16 protein-coding genes are annotated in these 23,401 nt (G+C 61.5%); 7 read left to right on the forward strand and 9 right to left on the reverse strand.

Going from position 1 to position 23,401, the window contains the following annotated elements; all coding sequences use genetic code 11:
- Window positions 1-43: 43 nt before the first annotated feature.
- The gene (locus ABRP98_RS04780; protein WP_284770610.1) at window positions 44-763 is read left to right on the forward strand and encodes a TetR/AcrR family transcriptional regulator; all 720 of its coding nucleotides are present in this window, start codon (window positions 44-46) and stop codon (window positions 761-763) included.
- Between the two features lie 14 nt (window positions 764-777).
- Here the strand turns inward: ABRP98_RS04780 and ABRP98_RS04785 are convergent, their stop codons facing one another.
- The 5 genes from ABRP98_RS04785 to ABRP98_RS04805 are packed head-to-tail and all read right to left on the reverse strand — an operon-like array spanning window position 778 to window position 6,449.
- Window positions 778-1,392 (reverse strand): hypothetical protein, encoded by a 615-nt coding sequence (locus ABRP98_RS04785; RefSeq protein ID WP_349857785.1) that lies wholly within the window; start codon window positions 1,390-1,392, stop codon window positions 778-780.
- Window positions 1,393-1,425: 33 nt separating this feature from the next.
- Window positions 1,426-2,406, reverse strand: a complete 981-nt coding sequence (locus ABRP98_RS04790) for a hypothetical protein (protein ID WP_349857787.1) — start codon at window positions 2,404-2,406, stop codon at window positions 1,426-1,428.
- A 31-nt stretch (window positions 2,407-2,437) separates the two neighbouring features.
- On the reverse strand, window positions 2,438-3,970 hold the full coding sequence (purH, locus tag ABRP98_RS04795) for a bifunctional phosphoribosylaminoimidazolecarboxamide formyltransferase/IMP cyclohydrolase (RefSeq protein WP_349857789.1): 1,533 nt from the start codon (window positions 3,968-3,970) through the stop codon (window positions 2,438-2,440).
- A 27-nt stretch (window positions 3,971-3,997) separates the two neighbouring features.
- Window positions 3,998-4,606 carry a phosphoribosylglycinamide formyltransferase gene (gene purN, locus ABRP98_RS04800; RefSeq protein WP_349857822.1) on the reverse strand — a complete coding sequence of 203 codons (609 nt, stop codon included), beginning with the start codon at window positions 4,604-4,606 and terminating at the stop codon, window positions 3,998-4,000.
- Window positions 4,607-4,628: 22 nt separating this feature from the next.
- Window positions 4,629-6,449 carry a cell division protein PerM gene (locus ABRP98_RS04805; protein ID WP_349857791.1) on the reverse strand — a complete coding sequence of 607 codons (1,821 nt, stop codon included), beginning with the start codon at window positions 6,447-6,449 and terminating at the stop codon, window positions 4,629-4,631.
- Between the two features lie 517 nt (window positions 6,450-6,966).
- Here ABRP98_RS04805 and ABRP98_RS04810 point away from each other — a divergent pair.
- From ABRP98_RS04810 to ABRP98_RS04820, 3 genes are all read left to right on the forward strand, one after another.
- A complete protein-coding gene (locus tag ABRP98_RS04810; protein WP_284770605.1) occupies window positions 6,967-7,722 on the forward strand; it encodes a M23 family metallopeptidase in 756 nt (251 codons plus the stop codon).
- 247 nt (window positions 7,723-7,969) lie between these two features.
- Window positions 7,970-9,610 carry a histidine-type phosphatase gene (locus ABRP98_RS04815; protein WP_349857793.1) on the forward strand — a complete coding sequence of 547 codons (1,641 nt, stop codon included), beginning with the start codon at window positions 7,970-7,972 and terminating at the stop codon, window positions 9,608-9,610.
- A 424-nt stretch (window positions 9,611-10,034) separates the two neighbouring features.
- Window positions 10,035-10,793 carry a M23 family metallopeptidase gene (locus ABRP98_RS04820; protein WP_284783439.1) on the forward strand — a complete coding sequence of 253 codons (759 nt, stop codon included), beginning with the start codon at window positions 10,035-10,037 and terminating at the stop codon, window positions 10,791-10,793.
- On the opposite strand, the gene pcrA is transcribed toward ABRP98_RS04820, so the two are convergent.
- Window positions 10,790-13,321, reverse strand: coding sequence for a DNA helicase PcrA (gene pcrA, locus ABRP98_RS04825; RefSeq protein ID WP_349857794.1), 2,532 nt, complete (start codon window positions 13,319-13,321; stop codon window positions 10,790-10,792). The two genes, ABRP98_RS04820 and pcrA, sit on opposite strands and share 4 nt — an antisense overlap.
- Before the next feature lie 118 nt (window positions 13,322-13,439).
- On the opposite strand from pcrA, the gene ABRP98_RS04830 reads away from it, so the two are divergent.
- The 3 genes from ABRP98_RS04830 (at window position 13,440) to pgi (ending at window position 16,909) form a co-directional block, all read left to right on the forward strand.
- Window positions 13,440-13,763, forward strand: a complete 324-nt coding sequence (locus tag ABRP98_RS04830) for a chorismate mutase (RefSeq protein WP_349857795.1) — start codon at window positions 13,440-13,442, stop codon at window positions 13,761-13,763.
- A gap of 64 nt (window positions 13,764-13,827) precedes the next feature.
- Window positions 13,828-15,174 (forward strand): Na+/H+ antiporter family protein, encoded by a 1,347-nt coding sequence (locus ABRP98_RS04835; RefSeq protein WP_349857797.1) that lies wholly within the window; start codon window positions 13,828-13,830, stop codon window positions 15,172-15,174.
- A 97-nt stretch (window positions 15,175-15,271) separates the two neighbouring features.
- The gene (pgi, locus tag ABRP98_RS04840; protein ID WP_349857799.1) at window positions 15,272-16,909 is read left to right on the forward strand and encodes a glucose-6-phosphate isomerase; all 1,638 of its coding nucleotides are present in this window, start codon (window positions 15,272-15,274) and stop codon (window positions 16,907-16,909) included.
- Between the two features lie 204 nt (window positions 16,910-17,113).
- On the opposite strand, the gene ABRP98_RS04845 is transcribed toward pgi, so the two are convergent.
- The 3 genes from ABRP98_RS04845 to ABRP98_RS04855 form a co-directional block, all read right to left on the reverse strand.
- On the reverse strand, window positions 17,114-17,539 hold the full coding sequence (locus ABRP98_RS04845; protein ID WP_284770599.1) for a YccF domain-containing protein: 426 nt from the start codon (window positions 17,537-17,539) through the stop codon (window positions 17,114-17,116).
- 35 nt (window positions 17,540-17,574) lie between these two features.
- Window positions 17,575-18,381: a DNA-formamidopyrimidine glycosylase family protein gene (locus ABRP98_RS04850; RefSeq protein WP_349857800.1), complete on the reverse strand. Its 807-nt coding sequence runs from the start codon at window positions 18,379-18,381 to the stop codon at window positions 17,575-17,577.
- Window positions 18,382-18,451: 70 nt separating this feature from the next.
- Window positions 18,452-23,392 (reverse strand): Lhr family ATP-dependent helicase, encoded by a 4,941-nt coding sequence (locus ABRP98_RS04855; RefSeq protein WP_349857802.1) that lies wholly within the window; start codon window positions 23,390-23,392, stop codon window positions 18,452-18,454.
- Window positions 23,393-23,401: the final 9 nt, after the last annotated feature.

Below are 23,401 nucleotides of genomic sequence, written 5' to 3' on the forward strand. Positions count from 1 at the left end.
GAGTAAAAGCATTTTCTGCTGAGAGAAAGGAGGCGTCCGCCGCATGTCAGGAAACGTCGGTAGGCCGCGTAAACATAGCCCCCGCCGCAGAGGCAATAGCGCCCGGGAAGAGATTTTGGACGCCTCCTCAGAGTTATTTACCACCCAGGGCTTTGCCACGACGTCGACCCACCAGATCGCGGACGCGGTGGGCATCCGGCAGGCATCGCTGTACTACCACTTTCCCTCCAAGACGGAGATTTTCCTCGCGCTGCTAAATTCCACCATTGAGCCCTCGCTGGAGTTAGCCGATGAGCTGGTGGATTCTGATGCCGAGCCCGAGCAGCGCCTGTGGTCGTTGGTTGCCGCGGAATCGCGCCTGTTGCTCACCAGCGGTTGGAACGTCGGCCGGTTGTACCAGTTGCCGGTGGCCAATTCGCCGGAGTTTTCGGAGTATCACAGCTCCCGCGAGCGGCTGCAGAACCACTTCCGCACCACCGCCGCTGCCATTGTGGGCGATGCGGATCCGCGCATCGAGTTGCCCTTCCACATCGCGCTGTCGGTCATCGAGATGCGCCCCAATGATGGCACGCCTCCCTATGCCGCGGCCCAGTCGGTTCCGGAGACTGCCGCCATGCTTGCCGATGCCGCCCTTGCCGTCCTCGGCGCCACCGTTCCTGAGGACGCCGAAGCGATGACACTTGAGCTGCTGAAGAACCGCAATGACTCGATTTCTGCGGCTGCGGCGGCAGCAGCGGACCGCAATAAGAAAAAGTCCCGTTAACCACTTACTAGTGGTTAGCGTTGCCAGGATTGAGTGAAGTCCGCGGTGGCGGCCAATCCGCCGCCCTCGCGCACGCTAATCCCGCTGGGGGTTACAACGATGGTCGATGGTGTGGCATCCACGTAGTAGTTGCCGCCGTCTTGGCCAATGATTGACCCAGTAAATTCGCCACCAAAGATGGTCGAGCGGTACGTCAGGACGTTTCCCTGATTTTCACAGATAATGGCCCTGCCGTCTGGGCCTTTGCCGGCAAAGACGACGCGTTCATAACGGTGGCAATTAGCGTAAGTATTGGTATCGGTCCAGCCGTATTCACCCAAGCCGTCGATGAAGCCACTTCCGCCGCCATTATTGTTTTTTGGTGGCTGTGCCTGCTCCTGTTCGGTTTCGGTCACCGTCACCACGGGTGGTTCTTTCTCTTGAGTTTCCGGAGACTTTGTCGCCGACGAGGATTCTTCTGCGGCAGTATCCGTCGTGCTTTCGACGGTGGTCATGCCGCCATCGCCGGAAAAGTCGGGTTGATCCCCATCCGAGCCAGTGCTGCAGGCGCTTAAAACAATGCCCGCGGTCGCTACCGCGCCGAGGTGCAGTCCCCAACGCAAACGTGGAGTTAGATGAAAATGCGGCATGATAAGTCCTTTCTCACAAGCTCGGGGTGGGTGCTAACAATCTGGGGTGGGCCAAGCAACGTCGGCCTTGGAGAGATCGAGCGCCATGCCCGAAAGTAATGGTTGGGCGGAGGCGTACTGACCATCCGGGGCCGAGGCGATGAGTGCTACCGCCCCCTCCCGGCCGCCGATGGTGGCAAGACCCATCTGCCGCACATCATAGCCGCCCGCGGTATCTGGGCCCCAGCCGCCTTTGAGGGCGGCACCCTCTAGGTTGCGCAGGCCATAGCTTTGGGCGGGGTCGGGCGTAGACATCGCGGTGAGGATAGGTTCGGCACCGTTGACGCAGCGCAGCTTTGCCATGAACGCGGCCTGATCGCCCACGCTCCACTGCGTTTGCCCGAAGGCGCTAAATTCCGGGCGGGTGACCTGGCTTTGTACCTGGGTGGTGGTATCGCCGGCCTCGGCAAGCACTTGTTGCGCGGCCTGGGCGGCTTGTACGCCGCCGCCCAGCGCGTCCCAGGCGGATTGAGCCGCCTCATTATTGGAATAGGTAATCGCTGACGTCACCACGTCGGGGCCGATGAGCCCTGCGCGATGGGCCGCGATGAGCACCGGCACCTTGGAGGTGGACCAGGCGGTTTCGGGCGCGGTGCGCCCGGCGGCAACGGTAGTGGTGCCATCCGATACCGCGATGCCTACATTCCCGTAGTTGGCGGCAATGCGGTCGAGCTCGCGCTGCAGGTCACCAGCCACAGCCGGCCCACCATCTTCGGCAGCTTTCGCGGCATCGGATTGGGCATCAGCCGGCGCAGCCTCATCCTGCGCTGCGGCATCGCGAGGGCTATCCGCCCTATCCGTCGCGCTCTCTGTAGAGCGCGGCGTCGCCTGCTTGGCGATGCCCGGCTCTGATTTCGTATCCTGCTCGCCCTGCCCGCACGCGCTAAGACACAGCGCCCCCGCCACAAGTAGGCCGCCGAGCGCCATGCGTCTCGGTGCAGTACGCCTCGGCGCGGTGCGGGTTGGTGCGAGCATGGCCAGGGTCCTTAGTTTTCAGGCGCTATCGCTAGTGAGCGAAGTGGCGCGTTCCAGTGAGATACATCGTAACACCAGCGGCCTTAGCTGCCTCGATAACTTCTTCATCGCGGATGGAGCCGCCGGGCTGGACAACGGCTTTCACGCCGGCATCGAGAAGCACCTGCAAACCATCGGCAAAGGGGAAGAAGGCGTCGGAGGCGGCGAAGGAGCCTTGGGTGCGGTTGGTGGCATCGGCAAGCGTATTGGCGCGCTCGACCGCAAGCTTGGCGGAATCCACGCGGTTGACCTGGCCCATGCCCACGCCCACGGTCGCATTGTCTTTGGCCAGCAGAATCGCATTGGACTTGACCGCGCGCACCGTGCGCCAGGCGAATTCGAGCTGAGCCAAGTCCTCGTCGCTCAGGGCTTCGCCCGCTGCTAGGGTCCAGTTTTCGGGCTTATCGCCCTCGGCCTGGTAGGTATCCGGTTCCTGGCGCAGCACGCCGCCGGAGATGTACTTGCGCTCCTCGCCCTGTTCTTCTGGCTCGGCCAAAAGCACGCGCAGGTTCTTCTTGCTCTGCAGGATTTCCAGCGCCTTTTCCTCATAGGCGGGTGCGACGATGACCTCGGTAAAAATACCCTTGACCTGCTCGGCCATCTCCTCGCTAACCTCGCGGTTGACGGCGATGACGCCGCCGAATGCGGACATCGGGTCGCAGGCATGCGCCGCGCGGTGGGCCGCAGCGATGGACTCGTCCGATACGGCGATGCCGCACGGGTTGGTGTGCTTGATAATCGCGACGCAGGGGCGCTCGTGATCCCAGGCCGCGCGCCAGGCGGCATCGGCGTCCTGGTAGTTGTTGTAGCTCATCTCCTTGCCGTTGAGCTGCTTGGCATTGGCCAGGCCCTTGGTGCCAATCCGGGTGACGGTGGCGGCCTGGTGGGAGTTCTCGCCGTAGCGCAGCGAGGTGGTCTCCTCGCCGTCGCTGAGCTGGTCCACGAACCACGCGGAGACCACCGCATCATAATTAGCGGTGTGAAGGAAGGCATCGCGGGCGAGACCACGGCGCTGGTCAAGGCTAAAGCCCCCCTCTTCAACGGCCTGGGTTACCTCGCCATAGCGCGCCGGATCCACGACCACGGCAACGGACGGGTGATTCTTGGCCGCCGCGCGCACCATGGAAGGTCCACCGATGTCGATCTGCTCCACGCAGCCATCGAAGTCCGCGCCGGAGGCTACGGTTTCCTGGAAGGGGTACAGGTTGACCACGACGAGCTGGAAGGGCTCTACCTCAAGCTCGTTGAGCTGCGCCAGGTGGTCTTCCTTGCGAGTATCGGCCAGGATCCCGGCGTGCACGCGCGGGTGGAGCGTCTTGACGCGGCCTTCCAAGCACTCGGGGAAGCGGGTGAGCTTTTCAACCGGGGTGACCTCGATTCCCAGGTCTGCAATCTTCTTGGCGGTGGAGCCGGTAGAGACAATCTCTACGCCTGCCTTATCAAGTGCGCGGGCCAGATCCTCCAGCCCCGTCTTGTCGTACACGCTAATGAGTGCGCGCTTTACCTGCTTGCGGTCTTCGCTCATGAGGAGGATTAAGCCTTTCGAAAAGTCTTAGTCTGCGAGTTGAATAAAAAGTTCCTCGCCGCGGGGCTGCGCCGCGCGCAGCACATCGACGATGAGTTCGCGCTCTACCTTTTTAATGCGTTCGTGGAGGCTGGCCTCATCATCGTCTGCCCGCACGGCCACCGGCCGCTGCGCAATGATGGAACCGGTATCCACGCCCGCGTCCACGAAATGGACGGTAGAGCCTGTGACCTTCACGCCATACTCCAACGCATCGCGCACCCCGTGCGCGCCCTTAAACGCAGGCAATAACGCCGGGTGGGTATTGATGGTGCGGCCCTCGAAGCGGCGGAGGAACCCCTCCCCCAAAATCTTCATAAAGCCTGCAGAAACAACAATGTCTGGCTGCGCAGCAGCTACTGCATCAGCCAGACATGTATTCCATTCGGCACGGTCGGCGCCCATTTCCACGATCTCAGTATCGATATCGCGTTCTCGGGCCCGTTCAATACCTCGACACGGTTTATCCGCCACCACTTTCACCACACGGTAGCGCTCATCCTGGGCATCCAAGATGGCTTGCAAAAGCGAGCCCGTCCCAGAGACAAGCACGACAACTCGTAGGCGATCAGTGGCAGCAGTAGCGCGTGGTGGCATCGGTGAAGTCACGCGCTATAGCCTAGTCCCTCCTACCGCTTTCAGTAGAATCTGCCGCTTCCGATTGGGGTGCTTCGCCGCCTTCTGCCGCGCCTGTGTCGCTCTCTTCGGATTCTTCCACGAGTTCGCCCTCCAAGATCTCGGGGTCTGCATCCTCGGCCGGGGCTGCCGCTTCGGTCTCGCCGCTTGCCGATGCCCCCTCGTCCTCACCATCTCCCGCGGCGTCCTCCGCATCAGCGCCGTCGTCGCCGTCTTCGACGACCTCCCCTTCGATGACCTCGTCCTCGGCGGTGTCTGCGGTGTCCGTGGATTCTGCGGCAGCGTCATCGTCGTCGGCTGCGTCGTCCGCGTCATTCGCTGCTGACTCGGAGCCCTCACCGTCGCCAGATTCCGAATTGTCTTCGTCCTCGTCCTTGTCCGTGTCGCTCTCGCCCACATCGGCATCAGCATCGTCGCCATCAGCATCGTCGCCATCAGCATCATCGGCCTCGGCCTTGTCTGCATCAGACTGCTCTGCGTCAGCGGTGTTCTCGGAAGCGGTATCTTCTGCAGACTCTGCAGCGTCTTCTGAATCCTCTTCGGCGGACTCCGCCGCCGAAGACTCCGCCTCGGCTGCGCGGGCGTCGCGCCAGTTCATGAGCGCAAAGGCTGCCGCGACGGCCAAGCCCACAAGGGCGATCCACAGCGCGGCGAGGCCGGCAGCGGTCCACAGGTGCGGGCCAGCGTGGCCGTAGTAGCCCAGCGTGCCGCTGACGAGGTAGCACGCGAAGAACATGATGACCGCGGTAGCCACTGTGGCTGCGAGCGCCTTCTGGAAGGATGGGCGCTTCTTATACAAGGACAGCGTCGCGGCGATGAGGGGAACCACCATAAACACAACCGCCCACCCCGGCGAGGAGGCCGGGATGCCACCAGTAATCGGTAGCGGCGGCAGCGGAACAAGGTGTGTACTAAAGAGGCTTACCTGTGCCTCCCCTGCCGAAAACTCCGAGCCCACCAGCACTGCCCCGGTACTGACGATGGCATTGGGGATATACAGCAGGCTCAACAAAATAAGGGTGAAAATGCCCAGCCCAGAGATGGACGGATATTCATCCATCATCTCCCCTTGGCGCGAGAAGTTGACGATGAAAACGAGCACGAAGACTACCGCCGCACCAATGGCGAGGTAGGCAAGGTAGCGCAGGGCGATAAGGGCGGCATCGACAAGCAGCGGCGGGGCGCCATAACGCTTGGCCAAGGCACGCCACAGGCGGGCGCCCATGCCAGCCGCCATCGCGGCCAAGTGCACGACGATAACCCGGGCCAGCGCGGCAGCAAGGTTGGGCGGGGACACATCGAAGACCTTGCCGGCATCCCACAACATCACCCAAGCAATGCAGGTCAACACCACGGGAACGCCCACCACGCAAGCGACAAGTATCGCCAGGTCCTTCACGCTGACTTTGTGTTTCACCGCGGCGCGCACGCGCACCGCCACCACCGTGGCGAGGATGAGGGCGGGCAAGGCTGGGAGGAACGACAGGTCCACCCCGGCCGCGGATACCGGCGCGAGGTTAAAGACCATCCAGGCTTCCGCCACAATGGTGGGCAACCACGCGAGCGGTGAGCCGAAAAGCAAGAGCGCACCGAAAGCGAGCGCCACAATAATAAGGACGACAATAATATTCGGCAGCGCCGCCGACATGAATAATTGGCGAATGCGCCCGGCCTTCGTCAGCGGAGCCGGCGTGCGACGGGCCTTCGCCTTCGACCCGGCTTTGCGGGCGACGCGTTCTGCAGAATTATGTGGCTTCTGCGTCGCGGTGGCGTGGGGTGCACGAGGGGCGCGCTCTGTCTGCACTGTCCGGCCCCGCGCCTGGCTACGCGGGCGGGGCGTTGACCGAGATTGGGGGCTGGTGTTTTTGTTCATCGGCGTCCACTTTGCCACCTTTTCCGCGCGGTAGCGGGGTGGCGCGACGAGGCACCTCCAAAATCACCGTGGACTTCTTCAGTAACTACTGTAGACATATATATAAGGAATGAAGTTTTCCCCCTTATCCCCCACTGGTCACAGTAATTTCATGCGGGGGCGCTTCCACAACCGGCACCTAAGGTGCACTATTACAGACTCGGGGCTACCGCGGGGGCTTGGCTTTAAGAGATCTATATCGCACTATGCGTAAAATTCTCCAGAAGTTGCCTGCATGTAGGCTTATTCCAGATCGGCCCGAGAAAAAATTAACTTTTGGCTTGCTGTTATCTTTTTGAGACGCTACTGTTACATCTCGTTGGTAACAAGAAGGTCACAATCTCGTAACTACCCCAGAGACGATGTAACGCTCTTTTTGAAGATTGTGAAAGATACGAAAGAAGATTTAATGCGAAGCAAAGTTCAGCGTGGCGCCGGCCGCCATCGCAAGATTGTCACCTCGCAGACCACCAAGGGTCGTATCGCTGTCATGACCGTTGCAGCCGGTGCCGTATCCACCGCCGGCGTAGGCGGCGCAGCTGCCGCTAACGTTGAGTCCGACAACACTGCAACTACCACCACCAAGACGCAGTCTGTTGACTACAAGCTTGCCGCTGATACTTCCGAGGTTAACAACGCCCCAGCAGGCTCCTCCGATGCTGCACCGCAGATCCTCAACGTTGCTGAGGCAAAGCCGGTCACCAACTTGGTGGACCAGCTGAGCAAGTCCATCCAGGCTTCCGCTGACCGCGCCGCCGAGGACCTTGCCGCTCGCGCCCCCTCCATTGCCCGCCCCGCTGAAGGCGCCTTCACCTCCGGCTTCGGGCCGCGCTGGGGTTCGTTCCACGCCGGCGTTGACATCGCCAACGCCATTGGAACCCCCATCTTCTCCATCATGGACGGCACCGTTATCGATTCCGGCCCTGCCTCCGGCTACGGCCAGTGGATCCGCATCCTCCACGATGACGGCACCATGACCGTCTATGGCCACATGCAGACCCTCGACGTTGCCGTGGGCGAGCACGTGCGTGCCGGCCAGAAGATCGCCGGTATGGGCTCCATGGGCTTCTCCACCGGTTCTCACCTCCACTTCGAGGTTCACCCGAACTCCGGTGACGCCGTTGACCCACAGGCATGGCTGGCCGAGCGAGGCATCCAGCTCTAAGAGCCTTCTTCCCTTCTTGTTAAAGCGCCGCAGACATCCTCTGCGGCGCTTTTGCTATACCTACTGTCTCATCCACCTCCGCTCGCTCGCAGCAGCAGAATTCAATCCCAATTCGCGGATGCGTCGCACACTCCGCCGAGAGCCGAAAAGTATTCCCGCAATTTACCTACATGCCATGTGATTGCAAGATGCGGCCCTTAAGCTGTCAGCTGTCTTTTTATCCAGCTCTCCAGCAAGGAATACTCATATGCGTACACGCACTCTCTCCCTCATCACTGCCCTGAGCTGTACCCTCGCGCCCGCACCAGCTCTAGCTTCCGAAGGCGCCACCTACTACTCCACCAAGCAGCGTTACCAGCCACAGGGATCAAGCTACGCCGAAGCCCCCAGTGGGTTTCACCAGATTTACACCTCAACGGTAGATCGCCACGGATCCCGCGGCCTATCAAGCTTTAAATACGATGACCTCGCACAGCAGATGCTGGAGTATGCCCAACAACGCGATCAGCTTACCGAGCTCGGTACAAAGCTCATCCCGCAAGTAGAGGCCATGATAACGGTAAACCAAGAGCTATCCGGTGGCCCTGGCCAAGAAGCCGGTTATGGAAACCTGACGGAAGTGGGACGAGAAGAGCTCAGGGACATCGGCAAACGCAATGCACAGCGCAATGCAGAGCTACTGGGATCGATTGCCGCCGAGGACCTCAAGGTGAGCTTCACTTCCTCAGGAGAGGACCGCGCCAATGACTCTGGGTGGAACTTCGGGGAAGGTCTACTGGAACAGTCCCCTTCGCTGGCCGCACACTTGGACGATGACACGAAAGATGGCCACGTTAATATCGCCGCACGCCCTGACCTGATGTACGCACACAAGGATAAAAACGCTGCATCCTATCAGCGCTATACAGAGTGGAAGGACTCTCAGGCTTTACAGGAAAAAGTACAACAGGCCTACGCCAAGCCAGAGTCGCAGCAGGCTGCACGCAGCTTGCTGGCTAAGATTTTTACGCCAGAATTTATCAACGGTTTAGCAGATGGCTCCGTTCGCTTTTCCGCCCGAGAAAAGGACGACAAATCCGTTGAGGGCATCGTTGACGCCGCCTTGCAGTTCTACAACCTCTACATCATCGCTCCAGCTTTGGAGCACGAGGAAAAGGCCCCGGCGGAGGGGTGGATCTTTGATGAGTACATAGACGATACCAGCGGACCAACCTTTGCGTACCTGCTTGACGTAGAAGACTTCTATGAGAAAGGCCCGGCTATCCAGGGCCAGACGATTGCCTACGACAACTATGAACCACTGCTTGAGGAGATGATTAGAAACGTTCAGGACCGCGCTGCTGGCGGCGACGTGGCGGCCAATTATCGCTTCGGCCACGCCGAGACCATCATCCCGCTGGCTGCCCTACTGAAGCTGCCTGGTTCCGAACAAGGTGTCCCAGAGGATGATTTATACAGCTGGGATAACTCCGCATGGCGTGGTGATACCGTCTCCCCGATGGGCGCGAATATTCAATGGGACGCATTCCAAAATGATCGCGGAGAGACCCTTGTGCGGATGCTCTACAACGAAAAGGAAATCCCGTTCCACGATGGCTGTGAGCCTATTGCCGCTGACTCAACGTTTTATACTATCGAGGAGCTCGCCGATTGCTTACCCTTAGGCTCCACCTCAGATCACTCTCAAGCCCACCTCATGGATGCTGAAGACGCTGCAGATCACCAACTACCGGTTGCTGATTCCCTCTCTTCCAAGCCGCAGTTCTGGGGGATCATCGGTGTCATTGCGGGCGCACTGGCCATCGGTATAGGAATCGGTGCGGTCAACGCTTTCGGCCCACAAATTCAACAACAACTGCACAAATTTGGTAGCCAGCTCCCCTTCTAACGCCCTTAGGAATGACCCTGCCCGACAGGGACCCCAAGACGCTTTCAGCCGAGTCCAGTACAGGGCCTTGTCGCAGGTAAATGGCAGTTTTCCGGCTCGACACCGACAAGCCCATCCCAGCACCCCCGCCAGCTACCCCCAGAGCTTAAACCAGTACTTCAAACCCGCAACTTTGGCCACTTTCGTAACACGCGCAACAAGCTGGCATGTTCGAAACTTTTCGAATAATCGTGGTTTCTACCAGCATTTTTCCAGATTGCGCGGTACCCATGGGCAGGCTAACTTTTAACTCGTTGCCACAAGCGACCACCAAATGGGGTATTTCCATTCCCTCGGCGTGTCGCACAGGGCAGTTGAAAGACGCGAAACCTTCAAGGTTTGCGCGCCTCGAGACCATGCACAGCCATGAAAAGGACTTAAACTTATGAAGCGCATGAACCGCGCACGCAGGAATGTAGCGCTAAGCATCATCACGCTTGGCACCGTTTTTGCTACCGGCACCTCCGCTTTTGCTGCTGATCCAGTGGCCAGCGTGGACGTTTCGAATGGCTCCTCTGAGCCGCAAGCCACCAACGTTGATAACGCAGGCGTGATCGACGCCGCCGTCGGCCTCGCAAATACCGCCGTTGGTGTACTCAACGGCGATGCGGTCCCGGAATTTAGCCAGAATGAATCTGGCGGAGTCAACATCGTCTTGGACCCCTCTTCCGTTCCAGGCCTGCGGGAAGCCTTCGCTCCCGAGGGAGACCGCTCCGGGCTGACCCCTGAGCGTGGCAAGGACGCCGCTGGCAACACGGTGGTCTTTCCTACCTCCGGCACCTTGACCTCGGGCTTCGGTATGCGCTGGGGCGCGATGCACAACGGCATCGACGTCGCTAACCCAGTCGGCACCCCGATCTACTCCGTCATGGACGGCACAGTCATTAACTCCGGTCCAGCACAAGGTTTTGGCAACTGGATTCGCATCCAGCACGTCGATGGCAGCATCTCTGTCTACGGCCACATGCCCGCCAACTCGCTGCGCGTCAATGTGGGAGACCACGTTTCTGCCGGCGACCACATCGCGGACATCGGCAATGAGGGCCGCTCCACCGGCCCGCACCTGCACTTCGAAATCCACCCAGGCGGCGGAGCAGCCGTTGACCCAGTGGGCTGGTTCGACGAGCGCGGGATTTCGGTCTAGAGCTTTTCCATCGGCACACCGCCGATGAGCATGAGCCGCACCTTGCCGGAGGAACCAAAGTCCACGGTCACCGTGGCGCGGGCGCCGGAACCGGCCGTTTCAATCACGGTTCCAAGCCCGTACTTCGCGTGATTGACGCGGTCTCCTACCGCAAGGTTGAGGTTCTTATTCTTCGGCATGGAATTAGCTGCAGGCTGGCGAGTGCGTTGCGAAGGGGAAGACGTAGCGCGCTGGCCAAACCCAGCACCCCCACCGCCGGAATAGCCGCCGCTAGAACCGCGGCGATAGCTCCGGCCATATTGATAGTCATCGGCTCCCCAGGAACCGGTGAGATCACTATCGGAATCCTCTCGCCGCCAGTCGATGAGATCCTCTGGGATCTCGGCGAGGAAGCGACTGGCGGGATTGGTTACCGGATTGCCCCACGCAGAGCGCAAGATGGCGCGCGTGAGGTACAACTTTTCGCGGGCGCGAGTAATGCCCACGTAGGCCAGGCGGCGCTCTTCGCTTAATTCCTTCGGGTTACCCAGCGAGCGCATGTGCGGGAATTGGCCGTCCTCCCAGCCGGCGACAAAGACGACGGGAAACTCCAAGCCCTTCGCCGTGTGCAGGGTCATCATCGTTACTACCCCTGTCTCAGAATCCGGAATCTGATCCGCATCCGCGACCAGCGAGACCTTCTCCAAAAAGGCTTGCAACGAGCCCGGCGCGGCTTCGCCTTCTTCTATTAGCTCATTGGGATCGACGGCATCCGCACCAGCAGCGGCCAACTGGTTGGCAGCCTCCGAGGTAAATTCGCGGGCTACGGACACCAGCTCATTGAGGTTATCAAGGCGCGCACCGTCCTGCGGATCATTGGAGTTTTCTAGCTCCGCCTTGTAGCCGGTGGCATCCAGGATGGCGGTGAGCAATTCGCCCAAATCGGGCTGGCCGGTCACCTCATCGCGCATGCCTGGGATTTGTGCGCGGATGCCATCCATCATGTCATTGAATTTGGTAACCGCATTAACGGCGCGGGTGCCGAGGCCGGGGACGTCGCCCCGGGGGACATCGGCAAGCGCCTTGCCAAAGCTTATCCCCTGGTTCTCCGCGTGCAGGGCAATCTGGCCCTGGGCTTTATCACCAATAGCGCGCTTGGGAACGTTGATGATGCGGCGCAGGCTCACCGTATCGTCCGGGTTATCCATAATGCGCAGGTAGGCCACCATATCGCGGATTTCGCGGCGCTCATAAAAGCGTGTTCCGCCAACGACCTTATAGGGGATGCCGGAGCGAATGAAGATATCCTCCAGCGCGCGGGAGGCATTATTAGTCCGGTACATCACGGCGATATCGGAGTAGCTGTGGCCCTTATCCGCCAGCGCATCAATCTCCGCGGCGATAAAGCGGGCTTCATCGTGCTCATTATCCGCCACATACCCCACGATGGATTCGCCATCACCATGCGCGGTCCACAGGTTTTTCTCCCGGCGGTTCTCATTTTTCGCAATCACGGCATTGGCCGCGTTCAAAATGGTCTGCGTGGAGCGATAGTTCTGCTCCAATAAGATGGTGTGTGCCTGCGGGTAATCGCGCTCGAATTCCTCGATATTGCGGATAGTGGCGCCGCGGAAGGCATAAATGGACTGATCGGAATCACCCACTACGCACAGCTCTGGGGCATCGGGGCCCAGCTCGCCCTTGCCCACCAACGCTGCTACCAGCGCGTACTGGGCGTGGTTGGTGTCCTGGTACTCATCAATCAGCACGTGCTTAAACCGCCGGCGATAAAACTCCACCACCTGGCGGTGCTCGGTGAAAATGCGCACTACTTCCCCGATGAGGTCATCAAAGTCCACCGCATTGGCCGCGCGCAGGCGGCGCTGGTACTCGGCGTAGACATCCGCCACGGTTGTTTCAAACGGGTTCTTTGTCTGCTGCGCCTTTTCTGCTGCTTCAGCCGGGCCCACGAGCTCATTTTTGTGGTTGGAGATCTGGTTCGCCAGCACGCGCGGGGTGTATTTCTTCAGATCCAGCTGCATATCCTTGGCAATCATGGATAGAAGCCGGCGGGCATCATCGCCATCATAAATGGTGAAGTTGGTATTAAGCCCCGGTACGAGCTGCGCGTTCTGGCGCAAAATACGCACGCAGATGGAGTGGAAGGTAGATACCCACATGCGCTCGGCCACCGGCCCCACCAGAGAGCCCACGCGCTCTTTCATTTCAGCGGCGGCCTTATTGGTAAAGGTAATGGCGAGGATTTCCCACGGGTTTACCCCGCGATGGCGCATGAGGTACGCGATGCGGCGGGTCAGCACCGCCGTCTTGCCGGAGCCCGCACCGGCGACAATCAGCAAGGGCCTGCCGGTGTGGGTAACCGCCTCTAATTGCTGCGGGTTCAAACCTTGGGTTAAAGGATCGGATTCCGCGGGCCTGGGCGTGCTACCAAAGGGATTCTGGCTAGCGGCAAAGCCGCCACGGGAGGTAGGGCCAGATGCGGGTTCGCGCGGGGTGGAAGAAGGGCTAAATGGAGAGTTATTCGTCATAATGCCTACCAACCTACTAGCCCCACCGGACATGGCCCGTATTTGCGGCATACACAGCGTTTTCTAAATACCTAACCGAGTGGCACCTTGGCACGGCGAAGTGGCACAATAAGGGACCATGACCGCTGAAGATAATGAATCCATCGTTAACAATGGCTTGGATATCCGCACGCCCACCGGCACGGATGATCCCCTATCTGATGCGGAAATCCAGCAGTATCGCGAGGAAATCAACCGCCTGGACCAGATCATCTTGGACGCAGTCAAGCGCCGCACCGAGGTCTCCCGCGCGGTGGGCCGCACCCGCATGAGCTCCGGCGGAACGCGCCTGGTACACACCCGCGAGATCGCCATCCTCAATGAGTTCCGCGCGGAGCTCGGTGAGGAAGGCCCCACCATCGCCTCTGCCTTACTGCGCATGGGGCGCGGCCGCCTGGGGTAAAGCCACCACTCAACCCTCGGATTAATTACGGGCTAACCCATACTATGCAGTACGCTTTCGGGGCATGAACGCAGTATTCATCGCCGTCATCGTCATGCTCGCGCTCGCCCTCCTGCGCGTGCACGTGGTGGTGGCGCTTTTCATCGGCGCGATCGTCGGCGGCCTCCTCTCCGGCATGGGCTTGGATGCCACCATGCTCGCTTTCCAGGACGGGCTCGGCGGCGGCGCCAAGATTGCCTTAAGTTATGCCCTCTTGGGCGCCTTCGCGATGGGCGTTGCCTCCGCCGGGCTGCCGCAGATCCTGGCCAATTTTCTCATCGCCAAGCTCGGCGGCACCGGCGAATTAGATCCCAAGGCCGCGGCCACCACCAAGTGGATGCTCGTTATTGGCCTTATCGCCATGGCCGTGATGAGCCAGAACCTCATCCCCGTTCACATTGCCTTCATCCCGCTGCTCGTCCCACCGCTATTGGCGGTGATGAATAAGCTCAAGCTGGATCGACGCCTTATCACCACGTGCCTGACCTTCGGCCTTATCACCACCTACATGTTCATTCCGGTGGGCTTCGGGTCCATCTATTTGAACGATATTTTGCTCTTCAATATTGAAGAGGCGGGTCTGGATACCTCTGATATCAATATTATGCAGGTCATGGCCATCCCCGCCCTGGGCATGCTCGCCGGCCTGCTCATCGCCATCTTTATCAGCTACCGCGCCCCGCGCGAGTACGAGGACCGGCCTATTGCCGCCGAAGAGCACCAGGAAACACCCTCGACGTATAAAATCTGGGTCTCCATCCTGGCGATTATTGCCACCTTCGCCGTGCAAATCATCATGCAGACGCTCGATTTCGAATCCGATGGCCTGCTCGTCGGCGCCCTGACCGGCCTGGGTATCTTGCTCATTTCCGGCGCGGTGGATTGGAAGCACGCCGATGACGTTTTTACCAACGGCATGAAAATGATGGCGCTTATCGGCTTTATCATGATCACCGCGCAGGGCTTTGCCTCTGTCATGACGGCGACGGAGGAAGTCGGCCCGCTTGTCGATGCCACCGCCAACCTCTTTGGCACCAATAAGTTTCTCTCCGCAGGCGCCATGCTTTTAGTCGGCCTGGTGGTCACCATGGGCATTGGCTCGTCCTTTTCCACCTTGCCCATCATCTCCGTTATCTACGTTCCCCTGTGTGCCTCGCTCGGCTTTAGCCCCGCGGCCACGGTAGCGCTTATCGGTACGGCAGGCGCGCTTGGCGATGCCGGCTCCCCCGCTTCCGATTCCACCCTCGGCCCCACCGCCGGCCTCGGCGCCGATGGCCAACACGATCACATCCGTGACTCCGTCATCCCCACCTTTATCCACTTCAATATCCCACTTCTCATCGCCGGCTGGGCGGGCGCCCTCATCCTCTAAACGCCACACTTCTCACGGTGCCGTTGGCACTCATTCTCGACTACGGTGGGAGGGGTACACATTGCCAATGCGCTCGTCGCCAGAAAGGCCAATTGCCATGGATATCACCGCATCGTCCCAGTGGAAAGACCTGGTCAAGGTTTATGAAGAAAAGCAGGACATGCGCCTTCGCGAACTCTTCGCCGCAGACGCAAACCGCGCGGAGAACTACACCTTCGACGCCGCCGGCCTGCACGTGGATTTATCCAAAAACCTCATCGATGAAGACGTCCTCCAGCACTTGGTCGAGGTAGCCCGCGCCGCCGATGTGGAAGGCCGCCGCGATGCCATGTTTGCAGGCGAGCATCTCAATAACACCGAGGATCGCGCCGTGCTGCACACCGCCCTGCGCCTGCCGGTAGAAGATGATCTGCACGTCGATGGCCAAGATGTCGCCGCTGATGTCCACGAAGTCCTGGGACGCATGCGTGATTTCGCCACCGCCCTGCGCTCCGGCTCTTGGTTGGGGCATACCGGCCACACCATCAAAAAGGTGGTCAATATCGGCATCGGCGGTTCTGACCTGGGTCCGGCCATGGCCGCAGAAGCTCTGCGCTCCTATGAGGTGGCCGGCATTTCCGCGGAGTTCGTCTCCAACGTGGACCCTGCCGATATGGCCGCCACCTTGGACGGGCTCGATGCCGGCTCCACCCTTTTTATCGTTTCCTCCAAGTCCTTTACTACGCAAGAAACCCTGACCAATGCGCACGCGGCCCGCCGCTGGCTCATCGATCAATTCGATGGCGATGAATCCGCCGTAGCCAAGCACTTCGTGGCCGTATCCACCAATGCGGAGCAGGTGGAGAAATTCGGCATCGATACGGACAACATGTTCCCGTTCTGGGATTGGGTGGGCGGTCGCTACTCCCTCGATTCCGCCATCGGCCTGTCCTTGATGTGCACCATTGGCCCGATGGACTTCATGCGCTTTTTGGAAGGCTTCCACGCCATGGATGAGCACTTCCGCACCACCCCGCTAGAGCGCAATGTGCCCGTTCTTATGGGCCTGCTGGGCATCTGGTACACCAATTTCTTTGGCGCCCAAACCCACGCCGTCCTGCCGTACGCGCAGGATCTCGGCCGCTTCCCGGCCTATCTGCAACAGCTGACCATGGAATCTAACGGCAAGTCCGTGCGCCGCGATGGCACCGCGGTCACCACTGGAAATACCGGCGAGATTTACTGGGGCGAGCCGGGTACCAATGGCCAGCACGCCTTTTACGAACTCATGCACCAGGGCACCCGCCTCATCCCGGCGGACTTCATCGGCTTTGCCCGCCCCAAGGAGGATTTCCCCACCGCGGACGGCACCGGCTCGATGCATGACTTGCTCATGGGCAATTTCTTCGCCCAAACCAAGGTGCTGGCCTTTGGCAAGACGGCTGAAGAAATCGCCGCCGAGGGCGTTGACGAAGACCTCGTGCCGCACAAGGTGATGCCGGGCAACCGCCCCACCACCACGATTATGGCCGAGGAGCTTACCCCCTCCACCCTGGGCGCGCTCATTGCGCTCTACGAGCACATCGTCTTTACCCAGGGCATCATCTGGGATATCAACTCCTTCGACCAATGGGGCGTGGAGCTGGGCAAGCAGCAGGCCAATGACTTAGCACCTGCTGTCTCCGGCAGCCAAGAGGTAGATTCCGGCGACCAGTCCACCGATAAGCTCATCGGCTGGTACCGCGCCAACCGTTAGTTTCGGCCCGCGCCGTGCCCGTGCCCAGGCGCCCCGGGCACGTAAAAGTGTCCAAAACAACCGCGTTCTTGAAAAATTTGCCCTCAAAAAGAGACAAATGCGGTTGTTTTGGACATGTTCGTGCCTAAGCACCACAGATCACTAAAGCGCCCAGCCGCGAAGCAACATTTCGCTTCGGGCCGGGCGCGTTCAGGCGAGGTGAATTTACAGCTTCACCATGGGCTGCCAGCCGGCCGGGATGTTCTTCGAGCTAACAACCTTGCGGCCAAAGGGGAAGCAGGTCACTGGAATCATCTTGAGGTTGGCCCAGGCAACGGGGATACCGATGATGGTAATCGCCTGGATGACCGCGGTAACGACGTGGCCAATGGATAGCCACAGGCCTGCAATGACGAACCAGATGACATTGGAGATGGAAGACATTCCGCCGGTGCCCTTGCGGGGCTCAACCACGGAGCGGCCGAACGGCCACAGGGCGAACTGACCCATGCGGAACGAGGCCACGCCCGCTGGAATCGTCACGATGAAGATGCAGGCGATGATGCCGAAGAGGAAGTAACCCAGCGCAAGAACGATGCCGCCGGAGAGTAACCAGATGATATTAAATACAAGATTTAGTAGTGATCGCATGCCCGCCAGCTTAGCGCGAAAAGTGTAAAGGAGTCTTAGAGCGGCTGGCAGTGCGGGCAGAACCAGATGATGCGCTCTAATTCACCCTCGTCCCCACCGCGGTCAACGCCGCCCAGGGAATCCTTCTGGATGATGGTGCCGCAGCGCCGACAACGCTTGCGGTTGCGCCCAAAGACATAGGTGGTCTCCCCGGCCCGGCGCACGCCGGTGGTCACGCGGATGGGCGAGTTCCGGTTGGCCCACATGATGCGCTTGCCGATGTCCAATACCTGTTCCACATCCACCTCTGCCACCAGGGTGGCCGGGTGAACGCCGGCGAGGAAGCAGATTTCGGCGCGGTATTCATTACCAATGCCCGCCACGACCTTCTGGTCTAATAACGCCGTGCCGATGCTGCGCTCGGGTCGCGCGCGTAAACGGCGCACCGCCTCCTCGCGGTCCCAGTCGGGGTCCAAGATATCCGGGCCAAGGTGCGCGATGCGGCTGTGATACTGATCCGCGTCGAAGATATCGACAAAGCCCAACCAGTGTCCTACGAGTTCAATATCGCGCGGTGAATGGGCCAGTTGCAGTACGATGCGCGCGCTATGTCCGGGCTTGCGCCAGCGGTCGCCGGCGTAGTGGATGGCCCAGGTGCCCTCCATCTTTAGGTGGGTGTGCACGATGGTCTGGTCGAATTGCATAAAGAGGTGCTTGCCATACGGCCACACGCGCTCACAGATGGTGCCGGTGAGGTCAACGGTGGCGTGCTGCGGCACGCGCACGGAACAGCCGGTGACCTCGCGCCCGGTCATAAACTGCAGGCGGCGCGAAAGTTGTAGGACGGAATCGCCTTCGGGCATGGGGGCTGGCCTCCTTCCGTGGGCCTCAGACACTATGGCTCCACCAAAATACACCTACGGGCGTTTGGTGCTAGCGACGGTACCCGCCGCGCGGGCGGAAGCCACCGGAATTGCGAGGTGGCGGGGGCGGGGGCGGATCGTCGAAGCTGAGCTCCTCGATGGCCTCGGAGGCGCGCCTGCCGCCGCGCAGGCCGCCGCCGCGCAGGCCACCGCTCGAGCCATCACGTGAGTTACCCCGCGAGTCGTCCGGTGAGCCGTCCCGCGCCCCGCGGCGCGGAACGCGCGGCGGCGCAGCCTGCCCGGCAATGCGTATGCCCTTTGGGGTAATTCCTGCCCCGAGCGAGCGCAGGATATTAGCCGCTGAGGTGTGGTGGATGGGGTTGCCATTGCACTTCTCAATCACCAGCGGCGACATGTGCCCGGCGGCGATGAGCTCTACGAGCGCGGACAGGAGGCGGGCGTAGACGTCGGTGGTCTCAATTCCATCGGGCAGGGCGTCGATGAACGTGGTCAAGGTCTTGCCGCCGCGGGTGAGGTGGGCTATGGGGAGGCCATCGCACAACACGACTAGTGCCCCGGCAGAGCGGGCCGGCCCGCCGGTGGCTTTGCCACCCGCATCATCGCGCTGCGGCCAGGGCAGCGCCGCGCCGTAGGGGTTGGCGGGATCCACGGCGGCGAGCACGAAGGTCTCTGGGACGGTGGTGCCGGACGGCCAACCGGTGACATCGGGGGAATCCGCCAGGCCGCGGAGGCGATCGATAATAGCCGGGGTGGAAAATTGCGCGGCGCCGAGATCCTCAATGACATAGCCGCGCATGGCCTTGCCGGATTCCTCAAAGCCGGAAAGCACCTTATAGGCCAGCGCGAAGCCGCCGAGGACGTCCTCGGCCACCACGGAGCCGCGGGTGACCACGCCGTAGCGATCCAGCCAGGCCTCGCCGTGCGCCACGGACCGCGAGGTGGCATCTTGGGCGGCGGGCACAGCCAGCGACCAGCGGCCGAGCATATCAGGTGGGGTCTGGCCGGCGCTTCCGTTGGCATTTTGGGTCTGGGCAAACGAGGTGCGACCCATGCGCAGCCGCGAGCGCGTGGGGCGCCGCTTGGAGCGGTGGGCGGTAGAACCGCGGCCGGCGCGGGAGGCACCGCGCCCGCCTGCCGATAAGCGCGTGCGGATGGGGACGAAGGAATCCGGGCTGGCCAGGCCCATTTCTACCAGCCCCCAGAGGGCCTCGCGGATTTCCTCGGCGGTACCGGGGACCTCGGCGGCGATATCGGAAAAGAGGAAACCGCCGCCGCGCTCGAGCACGCCTAAAATGGCGCGCTGCAGCATGCTTACGCCCTCCGGATCGGTTTCGGGGGCGAGCTGGGCGGCGTAATCGGTAGGCAGCAGCATCACCCACGGATCGGCAGCTCCGGCCTTTCCGGCGCCGACGATCATCACCTCACCATTGGCGGTTAGCTCATCTAGCATGCGGGGCGAATAATCCCCCACGCGGGCGGGCAAAATGATGGACTCCCAGGCAGAGGCCGGCAGGCGAACCCCGGCGAGCTGCTCGATAGCAGAAAATACTCCATCGGCACCGCGGAGTGCCGGCCGCTTCCCTGCGGGCGCAATGCCGTGCCATTCCGGGAGGAAGCGGGCAAAGGCGGCGCCGGAGACCGGCTCGGTATCCGCGCGCGCAGCCGCAAGCGAGCGCGAGCGAATGGTCTTTAATACCTCGGCGGCGCAGTACTCTTGCTCCTCGATTCCCTGCCGGTAGTGACCCTCCACGATCGAATCCAACCCGGCCAGGGTGGTATATGCAGCGGAGACGGAAATTCCGAAGGCAGCGGTTAAGTCCGCGAGCACGAACGGGCCGCGGGTGCGCGCCCAGCGGCTGATGAGCTGTGGGAGGGCATCGGCAAGCGTGGCGACCTGGGCGGGGATGCCGGGAGGAATGGGGACGCCGAGGGCATCGCGAAGCAGCGCCGCATCCTGGGACTGGGCAAGGTGCTCGCGCCCGCCGATGCGCACCCGCATAATCCGCGAGCCCAGGTTATCCAGGGCGGCCAGGGGAACATCCGTATGCTCGCCCAGCTCTTCGACCGGGATGGGGCCCAGCATGCGGAGTAGATCCGCGACTTCCTCGGTGGTGCGCGCTCGGCGCGAGGGAGCGGTGCGCTGCAGCTGGGTATGGACCTCATCGATGATCGCGGGATCCAAGAGCTCGCGCAGCTCCACCGTGCCGAGCAGCTTGGCCAGAAGCGCCGGGTCAAGGGCGAGCGCCGCCGCCCGCTTTTCCGCCAGCGGGGAATCGCCCTCGTACATGAAGGCGCCGGTGTAATTAAAAAGCAGCGAGGAGGCAAAGGGCGAAGGCTGCTCCGTGGTGACCTCCGCGATGCGCACGCGGCGGTGCCCCAGATCGCGCATGACCTCCTGCAGCGCCGGCACATCGTAAACATCCTGGACGCACTCGCGCACCGTTTCCAAAATGATGGGAAAGGACGGGTATTTGCGGGCGACGTCCAAGAGCTGCTCGGCGCGCTGGCGCTGCTGCCATAGCGGGGCGCGCTTGCCGGGATTGCGGCGGGGCAAAAGCAGCGCGCGGACCGCGCACTCGCGGAAGCGGGAGGCAAAAAGGGCGGAATTGCCCACCTGCTCGGCTACGACATCGGCAATATCGTCGGCGTCGAAGGCAAAAATCGTGCCATCGGGATCGGCCTCGCCCTCGGGCAGGCGCAGCACGATGCCATCATCGCCGGCCACCGCCTGCGGGTCCATGCCGGTGCGCTCCCCCACCCGCGCGCCTACCGCCAAGGCCCAAGCGGAATTGACCGGCCGGCCAAAGGGGGTGTGCAACACCACGCGCCAGTCCCCCAGCTCATCCTTGAAGCGCTCGAGCACGAGCGTCTTTTCATCCGGAATAATCCCGGTAGCCTCCTGCTGTTCGCGCAGGTAGGACAAGATATTGCTGCGAGCATTCTCATCGGCATCCGCGATAATGTCCGGGTCCGTATTTACCTCGCGGCGATACTCGCCCAAGGCTTGGCCCAGCTCATAGGGGCGCCCGGCGCCATCGCCATTCCAAAATGGCAGCCGGCCCGTATGCCCCGGCGCGGGCGTGACTAGGACCTGATCGCGGGTGATCTCCTCGATGCGCCAGCTGGTCGCGCCCAAGGTAAAGACATCGCCCACGCGAGATTCATAAACCATTTCCTCATCAAGCTCGCCCACCCGGCGCGGGGCCTTCCCGGATTCGCCACCGCTATAGAGAAAGACGCCGAACATTCCCCTATCCGGGATGGTGCCGCCACTGGTCACGGCCACGCGCTGCGCCCCCGGGCGCGGGGTCATCACCCCGGATACGCGGTCATACACCACGCGGGGTTTTAGCTCCGCAAAATCCGTGGATGGGTACACGCCGCTGACCAGGTCGATCACGGAATCATAGACCTCGCGGGCCAGCTCGCGGTAGGGATGGCTGCGCTTGACGGTGTCATACCAGTCATCCGCGCTTAAGCCCTCCTCGCCCGCTGCAGCGACCGCCGCCACGGTCTGCTGCGCGAGCACGTCCAGCGGGTTGCGCGGGGTGTGCATCTTTTCAATCATTCCGCCGCGCATGCGCGAGACCGTCAGCGTGGATTGCACCAGGTCCGCGCGGTGCTTGGGATAAAACGCGCCGTGCGATACCGCACCCACATGGTGCCCGGCGCGGCCCACGCGCTGCAGGCCCGAGGCCACCGAGGGCGGCGATTCCACCTGCACCACCAAATCCACCGCGCCCATGTCAATGCCCAGCTCCAGCGAGCTCGTGGCCACCACGGCTTTCAGCGTGCCTTCCTTCAGCATCGTTTCCGTCATGGCGCGCTCGTCCTTGGACACCGAGCCGTGGTGCGCCCGCGCGATGACCGCCGGCGCCTTGCCCGCAACGTGCGAGTGCGCCATCAGCTGGGCGGGATCGCGCCGGGTTTCCGGCGAGAGCGAATCCGGGTCATATTCCTGCGCGTATAACTCGTTGAGGCGGCTGGTCAGGCGCTCGGCACTGCGCCGCGAGTTCACAAAGACCAGCGTGGAGCGATGCGCCATGATGTCTGCATAGAGGTCCTGGGTAATAAACGGCCAGATGGAATTCGCGGTGGGCAGCGCGGTGTCTTCTTCCCCGCCGAATTCCTCCATGCCGTCCCCGTTGCCTTCCGGCCCGCCGGTAATGCCGATGGCATCATCGACGGTGAGCTCCCCGATGGTCGAGCCCGCCTCCGGCGTGGGAAGATCCGACATATCCTCTACCGGCACGCGCACGTCTAGGTCCCACTTCTTGTGGGCCTCCGGCGCCACGATTTCCACCGGGCGATTGCCGCCCAAGAAATCCGAGATAGCCGAAAGCGGGCGCACCGTGGCAGAAAGCCCGATGCGCTGAAAGTCGCCCGCAATTTCTTGCAGGCGCTCCAGCGTGAGGGCGAGGTGCGCGCCGCGCTTGGTGCCGGCCAGCGCGTGGATTTCATCGATGATGACGGTATCAACGGTTTTCAAAATCCCCGCCGCCTTTGAGGTCAGCATCAAATATGCCGATTCCGGGGTGGTAATGAGGATATCCGGTGGCTTGCGCACCTGCCGGGAGCGCTCTGCCGAGGGTGTATCGCCCGAGCGCACGCCCACGGAAATATTCGGTGCCTCCAGGCCCAGCTTTTCCGCGGTAAGCGCAATGCCGGTTAGCGGCGCCCGCAGGTTATTTTCCACATCTACGCCCAGCGCTTTTAGCGGCGAGATATACAGCACCCGCACGCCGGTGGCAGAGCTTGCGGCGTTTCCTACCGGCAGGGCCAGTTGTCCTTCGCGCGCCACCAGGTTATTCAGCGCCCATAAGAACGCCGCGAGCGTCTTACCAGAACCCGTGGGGGCAACCATTAGGGCGTGATCCCCGCGGGAAATCTTGTCCCAGGCCTGGGCTTGTACCGCGGTGGGAGCGGCAAAAACGTCCTGGAACCACCGCGCCACTTGGGGGCGAAAGCGCTCGAGGATGTTTTCTGGCATGACCACACT

Source organism: Corynebacterium sp. KPL2838 (assembly GCF_040225455.1).
Classification (GTDB): Bacteria; Actinomycetota; Actinomycetes; order Mycobacteriales; family Mycobacteriaceae; genus Corynebacterium; species Corynebacterium rhinophilum.

Bases quoted from the DNA above. Each gene is read 5' to 3' on its own strand.
- ABRP98_RS04780 (WP_284770610.1), top strand. From the start codon at position 44: ATGTCAGGAAACGTCGGTAGGCCGCGTAAACATAGCCCCCGCCGCAGA.
- ABRP98_RS04785 (WP_349857785.1), bottom strand. From the start codon at position 1,392: ATGCCGCATTTTCATCTAACTCCACGTTTGCGTTGGGGACTGCACCTC.
- ABRP98_RS04790 (WP_349857787.1), bottom strand. From the start codon at position 2,406: ATGCTCGCACCAACCCGCACCGCGCCGAGGCGTACTGCACCGAGACGC.
- purH (WP_349857789.1), bottom strand. From the start codon at position 3,970: ATGAGCGAAGACCGCAAGCAGGTAAAGCGCGCACTCATTAGCGTGTAC.
- purN (WP_349857822.1), bottom strand. From the start codon at position 4,606: ATGCCACCACGCGCTACTGCTGCCACTGATCGCCTACGAGTTGTCGTG.
- ABRP98_RS04810 (WP_284770605.1), top strand. From the start codon at position 6,967: ATGCGAAGCAAAGTTCAGCGTGGCGCCGGCCGCCATCGCAAGATTGTC.
- ABRP98_RS04815 (WP_349857793.1), top strand. From the start codon at position 7,970: ATGCGTACACGCACTCTCTCCCTCATCACTGCCCTGAGCTGTACCCTC.
- ABRP98_RS04820 (WP_284783439.1), top strand. From the start codon at position 10,035: ATGAAGCGCATGAACCGCGCACGCAGGAATGTAGCGCTAAGCATCATC.
- pcrA (WP_349857794.1), bottom strand. From the start codon at position 13,321: ATGACGAATAACTCTCCATTTAGCCCTTCTTCCACCCCGCGCGAACCC.
- ABRP98_RS04830 (WP_349857795.1), top strand. From the start codon at position 13,440: ATGACCGCTGAAGATAATGAATCCATCGTTAACAATGGCTTGGATATC.
- ABRP98_RS04835 (WP_349857797.1), top strand. From the start codon at position 13,828: ATGAACGCAGTATTCATCGCCGTCATCGTCATGCTCGCGCTCGCCCTC.
- pgi (WP_349857799.1), top strand. From the start codon at position 15,272: ATGGATATCACCGCATCGTCCCAGTGGAAAGACCTGGTCAAGGTTTAT.
- ABRP98_RS04845 (WP_284770599.1), bottom strand. From the start codon at position 17,539: ATGCGATCACTACTAAATCTTGTATTTAATATCATCTGGTTACTCTCC.
- ABRP98_RS04850 (WP_349857800.1), bottom strand. From the start codon at position 18,381: ATGCCCGAAGGCGATTCCGTCCTACAACTTTCGCGCCGCCTGCAGTTT.
- ABRP98_RS04855 (WP_349857802.1), bottom strand. From the start codon at position 23,392: ATGCCAGAAAACATCCTCGAGCGCTTTCGCCCCCAAGTGGCGCGGTGG.